Annotated in this window: 7 protein-coding genes and 2 pseudogenes; 8 read left to right on the top strand and 1 reads right to left on the bottom strand. The window is 74.7% G+C overall.

Annotated features, from left to right (window positions below; all coding sequences use genetic code 11):
• Positions 1-1234 (bottom strand): ATP-binding protein (locus tag HCN56_RS19590; RefSeq protein ID WP_167972984.1); only part of this gene is annotated, 1234 nt, incomplete at its 3' end.
• Between the two features lie 446 nt (positions 1235-1680).
• Here HCN56_RS19590 and HCN56_RS19595 point away from each other — a divergent pair.
• The 8 genes and pseudogenes from HCN56_RS19595 to HCN56_RS25865 form a co-directional block, all read left to right on the top strand.
• Positions 1681-3714: pseudogene (locus HCN56_RS19595) on the top strand (FAD-binding and (Fe-S)-binding domain-containing protein); the annotation flags it as partial.
• Positions 3715-3972: 258 nt separating this feature from the next.
• Positions 3973-4398, top strand: coding sequence for a phage tail protein (locus HCN56_RS19600; protein ID WP_167972988.1), 426 nt, complete (start codon positions 3973-3975; stop codon positions 4396-4398).
• 32 nt (positions 4399-4430) lie between these two features.
• The gene (locus HCN56_RS19605) at positions 4431-5150 is read left to right on the top strand and encodes a CIS tube protein (RefSeq protein ID WP_167972990.1); all 720 of its coding nucleotides are present in this window, start codon (positions 4431-4433) and stop codon (positions 5148-5150) included.
• A gap of 3 nt (positions 5151-5153) precedes the next feature.
• The gene (locus HCN56_RS19610; RefSeq protein WP_167972992.1) at positions 5154-7001 is read left to right on the top strand and encodes a VgrG-related protein; all 1848 of its coding nucleotides are present in this window, start codon (positions 5154-5156) and stop codon (positions 6999-7001) included.
• Entirely contained in the window at positions 7001-7432 is a 432-nt protein-coding gene (locus tag HCN56_RS19615; protein WP_167972994.1) for a gp25 family contractile injection system sheath assembly initiator, read from the top strand. Before HCN56_RS19610 ends, HCN56_RS19615 begins: the two co-directional genes overlap by 1 nt.
• Positions 7432-9390 (top strand): putative baseplate assembly protein, encoded by a 1959-nt coding sequence (locus HCN56_RS19620; RefSeq protein ID WP_167972996.1) that lies wholly within the window; start codon positions 7432-7434, stop codon positions 9388-9390. Before HCN56_RS19615 ends, HCN56_RS19620 begins: the two co-directional genes overlap by 1 nt.
• Positions 9391-9433: 43 nt before the next feature.
• Complete coding sequence (locus HCN56_RS19625; RefSeq protein ID WP_167972998.1) at positions 9434-9991, top strand: phage tail protein; 558 nt, start codon at positions 9434-9436, stop codon at positions 9989-9991.
• Positions 9988-10260: pseudogene (locus tag HCN56_RS25865) on the top strand (zinc ribbon domain-containing protein); the annotation flags it as partial. The gene HCN56_RS19625 and the pseudogene HCN56_RS25865, both read left to right, overlap by 4 nt.

Consider the following 10260-nt stretch of genomic DNA (forward strand, 5'->3'; position numbering starts at 1 on the left):
GGGCGGGGGCGGGCGGGTCCTCCAGCGGCGCCGGATGCGCACCGGCCGAGGTCCGCCGGGTGGCGCGGCGCGAGGGCAGCCCGGTCGGCAGGTCCTGGGCGAGGGCCGGCGGGGTCGCCGGCGCCTCCGCCGCGTCGTCGCGCTGCGGATGGCTGACGACGGCCTGCGGGATGCGGACCAGCACGCCGGTGCCGCCGCGGGCGGAGGGCCGGAACGACACGGCAAGCCCGTGCTTGCGCGCCAGGCAGCCGACGACGGCCAGGCCGAGCCGGGTGCCGGAGAGCGCCGAGATGTCGAGGGTCTCGGCGGTGACCGCCTGCTCGGCGCGGCGCAGCGCGACCTCGCCCATGACGAGGCCGCTGTCCTCCACGGTCACGACGATGCCGGAAGGGACCTCCTCGACGTAGACGTGGACCTCCGCGGTGGGCGGCGAGAAGCTGGTCGCGTTGTCCATCAGCTCCGCCAGCGCGTGCATGACGCCCTCGGCGGCGTGGCCGGCGATCGCCGCCGTGCTGGTGGAGTGGAGCCGGACCCGCTGGTAGCCGGCGATCCGCCCCATGGCGCCGCGCAGGATCGACTCCATGACGATGGGCTTGGCCCACCGCCGACCGGAGCGGGCACCGGTGAGCACGGCGATGGAGTCGGCGATCCGCCCGGCCTGCGCGGTGCGGTGGTCGAGGTGGAGCAGGTCGGCGAGGACGTCCTCCCCGCCGTGGCGGTGCTCCATCTCCCGGAGGTCGGCCAGCATGCTGGTGGCCAGGGCCTGCATGCGGCCCGCGGCGTTGGCGCCGGCGGCGGTGGTCGCCGCGCGGGCCGCCTCGGCGCGGCCGACCTCCTCGGCGACCTGCCGCAGCACGGAGCGGTGCGACGCGTCGTCGGGCGAGGGGCAGGCGGCCAGTGCCGTGTCCGCGGAGTCGCCCTCGCGCAGCCGTTCCAGCAGCGCCGGCATCACCCGCTCGGCCAGCGCCGCGCTCGCCTCCTCGTGACGTGCCAGCGCGGCCCGCGCCTCCTCGGCTGCCCGGCGCTGCCGTGCCGCGACGGCGCGGAAGAACACCGCGGTGACCACGGCGACGCCGCCGATCCCGTACAGCGTGCGGACGAACCACGTTGCGTCGTCCACCACCACCGTCTCCAGGAGGGCGATGACGAGAGCCACCCCCAGGAGCGCCAGGAGCGGGTCACGCAGTGGGGGACGCTCCGCCCGGCGGTGGGGCGCGGCGGGTTGCGCTGTCATCAATGAGGTCCTCGGGCGGCTGATCCTGGCGAGACAGATGTATGGGGAACGGGTCCGTCACTCTGCGCGCACGTGCAATTCGCAGCAACTATAGGAGAGTTATCGTCTGAATGCGTAGAGTTCCTGTGAAGGATTCGGTCACTGCTGATCAGCGAACGCTGACGAGCTGTCACTGCTGGGATTTTAGTGGTCTCTTGGGGCCACTGGGGCCGTCGGCGGTCCGCATCGCCCGCCCCGGCCGACGACGACCACCGACGCGTTCCCGCCACTCGGCCCCCGGCCGCGGGGGCCGTTCGGCACACCGCCGGTCCCCGCGGCCCCGGGCGCCCCCACCGGCGGCCGCGACCCCGCCGGACTCACCCGTCCGGTCCACCCGCCCCGCCCGCGCACGACACCCCCGACCCGTGAACCGGGCGCGGCAGGCGCCGAGAGGGCACGCTGGTGGCATGGCGAGTGACACCGAGACCACGGAACTGGCGACCGCCCTCCGCGCGGCGGTCCGCGGCGACGTCGCGTTCTCCACCACCGACCGCGCCCTGAACACCATGGACGCCTCCAACTACCGGCGGGTCCCCGACGGCGTCGTCGCCCCGCGCGACGCCGAGGACGTCGCGGCCGCCCTCGCCGTCTGCCGCGAGAGGGGCGTCGCCGTCACCGCCCGCGGCGGCGGCACCAGCATCGCCGGACAGGCCACCGGCACCGGCGTCGTCCTCGACTTCACCCGCCACATGAACCGCCTGCTCGACCTCGACCCGGACACCCGCACCGCCCGCGTCCAACCCGGCGTCATCTGCGACCGGCTCCGGGACGCCGCCGCCCCCCACGGCCTCACCTTCGGCCCCGACCCCTCCACCCACAGCCGCTGCACCCTCGGCGGCATGATCGCCAACAACTCCTGCGGCTCCCACTCGGTCGCCTGGGGCACCACCGCCGACAACGTCGAGGACCTCACCGTCCTCACCTACCGCGGCGACCGGGCCCACCTCGCCCCCGGCGGTACCGGCGTCCCCACCGCCCTCCGCGAGGCGGGCGAACGGCTCGTCAACGACCACCTCGCGCTGCTCCGCACCGGCATGCCCGAACTGCCCCGGCGGATCTCCGGCTACGCACTCGACCAGCTCCTCCCCGAGCACGGCACCCACTGGGCGCGCGCCCACACCGGCAGCGAGGGCACCCTCGGCATCCTCACCGAGGCCACCGTCCGCCTGGTGCCCTCACCGCCCGCCCGCGCCCTCGCCGTCCTCGGCTACCCCGACGAGTCCGCCGCCGCCGAGGCCGCCCCCGGGCTGCTGCCCCTCCACCCCCTCACCGTCGAGGGCATGGCCGCGGACCTCGTCGGCGACGCCGCCCGCGCCCACCTGCCGCGCGGCACCGCCTGGCTCTTCGTCGAGACCGGCGGGGCGGACCCGGCGGAGGCCGCCGAGGCCGCCCGCCGCGTATGCCGCGCCGCCACCGGCACCACCACCGGCGAGACCGTCGTCACCGACCCCCGCGACCAGCGGGCGCTGTGGCGCGTCCGCGAGGACGCCTCCGGAACCGCCACCCGCACCGCCGACGGCAGCGAGGCGTGGCCCGGCTGGGAGGACTGCGCCGTGCCCCCGGAACGCCTCGGCCCCTACCTCCGGGGGTTCCGCGCACTGCTCACCGAGTACGGCCTGCGCGGCCTGCCCTACGGCCACTTCGGGGACGGCTGCATCCACGTCCGTATCGACTTCGACCTGCTGACCGCGCCCGGCATCGAACGGTTCCGCGCGTTCTCCCTCGACCTCGCCGACCTCGTCACCGCCCACGGCGGCTCCCTCTCCGGCGAACACGGCGACGGCCTCGCCCGCGCCGAACTGCTGCCCCGGATGTACGGCCCGGAGATGGTCGACCTCTTCCACCGCTTCAAGGACCAGTGGGACCCGGACAACGGCCTCAACCCCGGCGTCCTCGCCCGCCCCGCCGCCCTCGACGACCACCTGCGGTTCGCCCCGCTGCCCCGCGGACCCGTCCCCGTCGCCTTCGGCTACCCCGAGGACGGCGGCGACTTCACCGCCGCGGTGCGCCGCTGCGTCGGCGTCGCCAAGTGCCGCGACACCAAGCCCGGCGCCGGCGTCATGTGCCCCTCCTACCGCGCCACCGGCGAGGAGAAGCACTCCACCCGCGGCCGGGCGCGACTGCTCCACGAGATGCTCGCCGGGGAGGTCGTCACCGACGGCTGGCGCTCGCGCGAGGTCCACGACGCACTCGACCTCTGCCTCTCCTGCAAGGGCTGCCGTTCCGACTGCCCCGTCAACGTCGACATGGCCACCTACAAGGCCGAGTTCCTCCACCAGCACTACCGCGGACGGCTCCGCCCCGCCGCCCACTACGCCATGGGACGGCTGCCGGACTGGCTCCGCCTCACCGCCGCCCTCCGCCTCGCCCGCCCCGCCAACGCCCTCGCCGCCGTCCCCCCGCTGGCCGCCCTCGCCAAGCGGCTCGGCGGCCTCACCCCGGCCGGGGCGGGCGCCGCCCTGCAGCCGGAGCCACGGCCCGCGGCCGACCGGAGCCGCCTCGAGATCGACAGGCTCACCGACCGCGAGCTCGACCAGCTCGCCCGCAGGCTCATCAGCCGCGTCACCCGGTTGGTGCGCACCGAGCTCCGCATGGACCGCGAGCGGATCGGCCGCCTGCGGGACAGCAGCAACTGACGCGCGCCCACCGGAGCCGACCACGCGGTCCGCACCGCCCGAGCCAGAGAGAGGCCAGCACCGATGAGCGAGCAGCTCGACCCCGGCACCACCGTCTTCTTCAGCCTCAGCATCGACGGTGAGAGCCTCGGCTACTTCAACGAGTGCGAGGGCCTGTCGGCGCAGGTGGAGACGGAGCAGCGGCAGGAGGGCGGCAACAACGGCTTCGTCTGGCACCTGCCGACCCGCGTCACCTACTCGACGATCCGGCTGACCCGGCCGCTCACCCCGGAGACCGCCCAGGTGGCGAAGTGGATCTCGTCGGTCACCACCGGGGTGACCCGGCCGACCGCCCAGATCCAGGCGCTGCGCGCCGACGGCTCGGAGGTCGTCTCCTGGGGGCTGATCGACGTCCTGCCCGTCAGCTGGCAGGGCCCCACCCTCAACAGTTCCAGCCCCGCCGTGGCCAACGAGGTGCTGGAGATCGCGCACCACGGTTTCACGGACTGACCCGACGCCCTCACGAAAGGACCTGAGCCGCGATGGTCTTCGGAAGCGGTGGCGCGGGCGACAGCCTGGTCCGCGCCACCCTCGCCATCCACGAGCCGCCGCTCGGTGACAGCGTCACCCCCGGCGGCCTGATCAGCAACTTCTCCTTCGACTTCAACCCCGCCCAGCTCTCCCTCAGCCGCCGCACCACCTGGGAGGCCACCGCCAAGGCCCTCACCAAGGACGGTCCGCAGCCGGAGTTCCTCGGCCCCGACCCGCGCGAGATGACCGTGGAGATCTTCCTGGACTCCTCGCACGAGCCGGGCGGCGACACCGTGCTGCGCCGCGCGGAGGAGCTGCTGGGCTGCTGTTCGGTCACCGAGAGCAGCTATGCCGCCAAGCAGCCCTCCCCGCCCTGGGTCGTCTTCCAGTGGGGGTCGTTCTCCACGGCGCGGTTCATCGCCTACGTCGCCTCGGTGGACGTCACCTACTCGCTCTTCGGCACCAGCGGGGTGCCGATCCGTGCGACGTGCCGGACGCAGCTGAAGGAGATCCCCCGCACGATCGGCTCCCAGAACCCGACCTCCGGTGCGCTGACGGCGCGCCGGGTGCACCGGGCGGTGGCGGGCGACACCCTGCCGTCGCTCGCCTGGCGGGAGTACGGCGACGCCACCGCCTGGCGCGCGATAGCCGAGGCCAACGACATCGAGGACCCGTCGCGGCTGCGGCCCGGCACCGAGCTGATGCTCCCGGCCGCCGAGGAGGTGCGGTAGCCGATGACCATCAAGATCGCGCACTCCAGCGTCGTCCAGGTGACGATCGACGGGACCCCCTTGTCGCCGGTCAACGCCCAGCAGCTGATGGACGGTTGGGTCGACCAGGGGATCGGCGTGCCGGCCGCTTTCCGCCTCACCTTCCGCGACCCCCGGCGGACGCTGGTGGGGAAGCTGGGGGTGAGGTTCGGCAGCGAGGTCGAGATCGCCCTGGTGGCCAACGGCCGCGGGGCCTCGGACGTCCTCCTCACCGGGGAGGTCACCGCGCTGGAGGCGGACTTCGACGGCACCGGCTCCTACACGGTGATCCGCGGCTACGACGCCGGGTTCCGCCTGATGCGCAGCCGCCGGGTCGCCGCCTACCGGGAGCTGTCGGCCTCGGACATCGTCCGGCAGCTCGCCGGACTCGACGGGGTGGAGGTCGGCCGGATCGCGTTCGGGCCGCAGGGCGAGAAGCGGTACGACTTCATCGCGCAGGACGGCGTCACCGACTGGGACTTCCTCGCGCGGCTCGCGGACGAGAACAGCGTCGCCGTCTCCGTCGACGCCAAGGGCAAGCTGCAGTTCGCCGCGCCCAGCCCCACGGGCGAGGCGCTCGTCCTGGAGCGTGGGAAGAGCGTGCTGCGGTGCCGGGCATCGGTGACCGCGGGCGACCAGGTCTCCACCGCCGGGGCGCGCGGCTGGGACGTCCGCGCCAAGAAGCCGATCGTCGCCGAGCGGCCCGCGGCCGCCTACCGGGGTGTCAGCGTCGGGCAGACCCCGGCCGACGCGGTCGCGCCGTTCGCCCGGTCCGAGGCGGTGCAGACGCGGGTGCCGTACGACACCGAGCAGGAGGTCGCCCACGCCGCCGCCTCGCTCGCCGCCGACGTGACCTCGTCCTTCGCGGAGCTGGAGGTGGCGCTGCGCGGCGACCCCCGGGTGCGGCCGGGCATCCCGGTCCGGTTGAAGTACGTGGGCGAGCCGTTCGAGGGGACGTACACCGTGACCTCCGTCCGGCACGTCTGCGGCGAGGCCGGGTCCCACTACGAGGCGTGGGCCAACGTCAGCGGCCGGCAGTGGCGTTCGCTGTACGGGCTCACCTCGGGCGGCGCGGACCCCGCCGGGCAGCGGCTGCCGGGCGTGGTGAACGCGGTGGTGACCAACGTCGGCGACCCGCTGAAGCAGGGCCGGGTGAAGCTCACCTTCCCCTGGCTCGACGACGCCTACGAGAGCGACTGGGCGCGCGTCGCCCAGTGGGGCGGCAAGGGCGGCGGCAGTGTCTTCCCGCTCGACGTCAACGACGAGGTGCTGGTCGCCTTCGACCGCGGCGCCCTCGACCACCCCTATGTCCTCGGCGGCCTCTACAACGGCCGGGACGAGCCGGGCAGGGCGCCGCAGAACGTGCCGCTGCACGCCGGCGCACGCAACCGCGCCACGCGCCACACCCTCGCCGACCGCGACGGGAACCGGGTGGACTTCCGCAGCATGAGCGGCGGGCGCCAGGGCGTCCGCATCGCCAGCGGCGACGAGAAGCTCGTCATCGACCTGGACCGTGCGAAGACCCGGATCGAGGTCACCAGCAAGGGGGCCGTCACCATCGAGGGCGGCTCCTCGGTGTCGGTGAAGGCCAAGGGCGCCCTGTCGCTGAAGTCCGGCGGCAACCTCGCCATCGACGCGGGCGGCAACCTCACGATCGGTGCGGTCGGGAAGCTCACCGTCCGGGGCGTGAAGGTCAGCCTCGCCGCCGCCACCGCCCTCTCGGTCACCGCCCCCGCCGTGGGTATCAAGGCACCGGCTCTCGGGCTCAACGGCATGGCGCCGCTGCCCGGCCCCAAGCTGCCGCCCACCTTCGACCTGGCGATGGTGATCTGATGTCGGAACAGTTCGTCGGCTCCGGATGGGCCTTCCCCATGCGGCTCTCCCCGACCGGGGGCATCGCCCTCGTCAGCGGGGAGCGCGAGATCGAGGAGGCGATCCAGCTGGTGCTCGCCACCGCGCCGGGCGAGCGCCCCATGCGCCCAGAGTTCGGATGCGCCATCCACGACCTCGTGTTCGCCCCGGTCAACGAGCAGACGGCGGGAAGAATCCAGCACGAGGTGCACCTGAGCCTCGACCGCTGGGAGCCCCGCATCAAGGTGCACGAGGTGACCGTGACCGCGGGGGAGGCGGCCAACGTCCTCCACATCGACGTCCGGTACGCGATCCGCGGGACCAACAACCCGCGCAGCCTCGTCTTCCCCTTCTACGTCATCCCCTCCCACGACGAGCCGTCCGACGGCCCGGCCTCCGAAAGCGACCGCTGATGGCCCTGCCCTCCCCCAACCTCGACGACCGCCGGTTCCAGCACTTCGTCGACGACGCCAAGCGCTACATCCAGCAGCGCGCCCCCGAGTGGACCGACCACAACGTCTCCGATCCGGGCGTCACCCTCGTCGAGACGGTCGCGCACATGGCCGACCAGATCGTGTACCGCCTGAACCGGGTGCCGGAGAAGAACCGTCTCGCCTTCCTCGACCTGGTCGGCATCACGCTGTTCCCGCCCGCCGCGGCCCGCACCGACGTCACCTTCTGGCTGTCGGCGCCGCAGGAGGAGCCGGTGGGGATCGAGGTCGGCACCGAGGTCGCGACGGCCCGCGTCAGCGGCGACGAGGCGATCGTCTTCGCCGTCGAGGAGGCGCTGTCGATGGTCCCCACCTCGCTGGCCAACCTGGTGACGCAGCACGGCGGGGCCTCGCCCACCGACCGGACGACCGATCTCGCCGAGGGCGAGGACGTGCAGTGCTTCGGGGAGTCGCCCTCCCCGGGCGACTGCATGCTCTTCGGCCTCGACGCCGCGGCGCCCCGCTGCGCCGTCGTCTTGGAACTCGACAGCCGTGTCGACGGCGTCGGCGTCGACCCCCGCAGGCCGCCGCTCGTCTGGGAGGCGTGGAGCGACCAGGGTTGGCTGGAGTGCGAGGTGGAACGGGACGGGACGGGCGGCCTCAACCGGCCCGGCGAGGTGGTGCTGCACGTCCCCGCCGGCCACGTCGCCTCGCGGACCGGTGGGCGGCAGGCCGCCTGGGTGCGCTGCCGCGTCGTCGAACCCACCGGGGGGCAGCCGTTCTACGCGCAGTCCCCGACGGTCCGCTCGGCGGCGGCCTTCACCATCGGCGGCACCACCAGCGCCGTGCACGCCGACACCCGGTACGACGAGGCGCTGGGCGAGGCGACCGGGCTCCCCGGCCACCGGCTGCGGCTGCCGCACGCGCCGGTCGTCGGGGACGACCCGCCGCTGCTGCTGCAGACCGCCGAGGACGACCGCTGGGTGGACTGGGAGGTGGTGCCGCACTTCGCCGCCTCCGGCCCCCGCGACCGGCACGTCACCCTCGACGCCACCACCGGGGAGGTCGCGTTCGGGCCCGCGGTCCGCGAACCCGACGGCAGCCTGCGCCAGTACGGCCGGGTCGCGCCGCAGGGCGCCCCGATCCGCGCCCGCCGCTACCGCGTCGGCGGCGGGCGCGCCGGGAACGTGGCCCGCGGGGCCGTCCGGGTGCTGCGGACCTCCGTCCCCTACGTCGCCGAGGTCGTCAACCGCGAGTCCGCCCGCGGCGGCGTCGACGGGGAGACCGTCGAGGAGGCCACCGTCCGCGCGCCCGTCACCCTCCGGGCCCAGGAACGTGCCGTGACCCTGCGCGACTACGAGGAGTTGGCGCGCCGGGCGGCGCCCGAGGCCGCCCGCATCACCTGTCTGGAGGGGGAGGAGGGCGAGCACGGCGCGTACGCCGTGCGGGTGCTGGTGGTGCCGCAGGCCGTGCCCGACCCCGGCGGCAGGCTCCGGTTCGAGCAGCTCGTCCCGGGCGACGCCCTCCTGCGGCGGGTGACGCGGCATCTCGACGAACGCCGCCTCATCGGCACCCGGTTGGCGGTCGGCCCGCCCTACTACCAGGGCATCACCGTCGTCGCGACGCTCCACGCGTTCCGCGGCCAGGAGACCGACCGGGTGCGCCGCGACGCCCTCGACGCGCTCTACCGGCACCTCGACCCGCTCACCGGCGGGGCGGAGCGGACCGGTTGGCCGTTCGGCAGGCCGGTGCAGGCCGGCGAGGTGTTCGCCGTGCTGCAGCGCGTGCCCGGCGTGGAGCTGGTGGACGAGGTCGCCCTCCACGCGGCCGACCCCCTCACCGGCAAGCGCGGCGAGGGGACCGAGCGGATGGACCTCCGCCCGTCCGCCCTGGTCTTCTCCTTCGACCACCGGGTGCGCGTCATCGGGGACGACGCGTGACCGCCCGCCGCGGGCACTCCCGCGCCACGGCGGGGGCGGCGCGATGAGGGGCTCGGTGGACGGCCTCGCCTCGTCCGCGCCGATCGGGCTGATGCTGCCGGCGGTCTTCGCCGACGACGACCTGGCCCACCGCTTCGTGGGCGGTCTCGACGAGGTGATCGCCCCGATCCTCAACGTCCTCGACTGCCTGGAGGCGTACTTCGACCCGGACCTGGCGCCGCTCGACTTCACCCGCTGGCTCGCCACCTGGGTGGGCGCGGAGACCGACGGCACCGAGCCGGAGGACCGGCTCCGCGTCGCCGTGACGGAGGCGGCCCGGCTGCACCGCATCCGCGGCACCCGGCAGGGTCTGCGTCAGGCGGTGCTGCTGGCATTCGGCGTCGAACCGGAGATCACCGAGAGCGGGGGAGCACAGTGGAGTGCCGGCCCGCTGGGACCGTTCCCCGGCGAGCCCCGGCCGCGCCTGCACGTCCGGCTGGAGCTGCCGGACGCCACCCCCGGTGACGAGCACCGGCTGGCCGCCCTCGTCGCGGCCGCACGTCCCGCCCACATGCCGTACACGGTGCAGGTGACCGCCTGCGGAAGGACCCAGCGACGATGAGCTCCCAGACCTGTTCCGAATGCGGCACCCCGGCCGAGCCCGGGCAGGCTTTCTGCGACACCTGCCGGGCGGTCCTCAGCTGGGGGCCCGACACCGCCTCCCGCCCCGCCCGCCCGGCGCGGGCCGCGGCACCTGCCCCACCCGTTCCTCCCGGCCCCCGGCCGTCCGAGGTCGTGCCGGTGGACCCGCGCCGGCTGCCGGGCACCGGCAACCCGGCCGCTGCGTCCCGCCGCCCCCCGGCCGCCGGCGCCCCGGTCGATCCCCGGGTC

Origin of the sequence: Streptomyces lonarensis (assembly GCF_012033735.1) — a bacterium.
Classification (GTDB): domain Bacteria; phylum Actinomycetota; class Actinomycetes; order Streptomycetales; family Streptomycetaceae; genus Streptomyces; species Streptomyces lonarensis.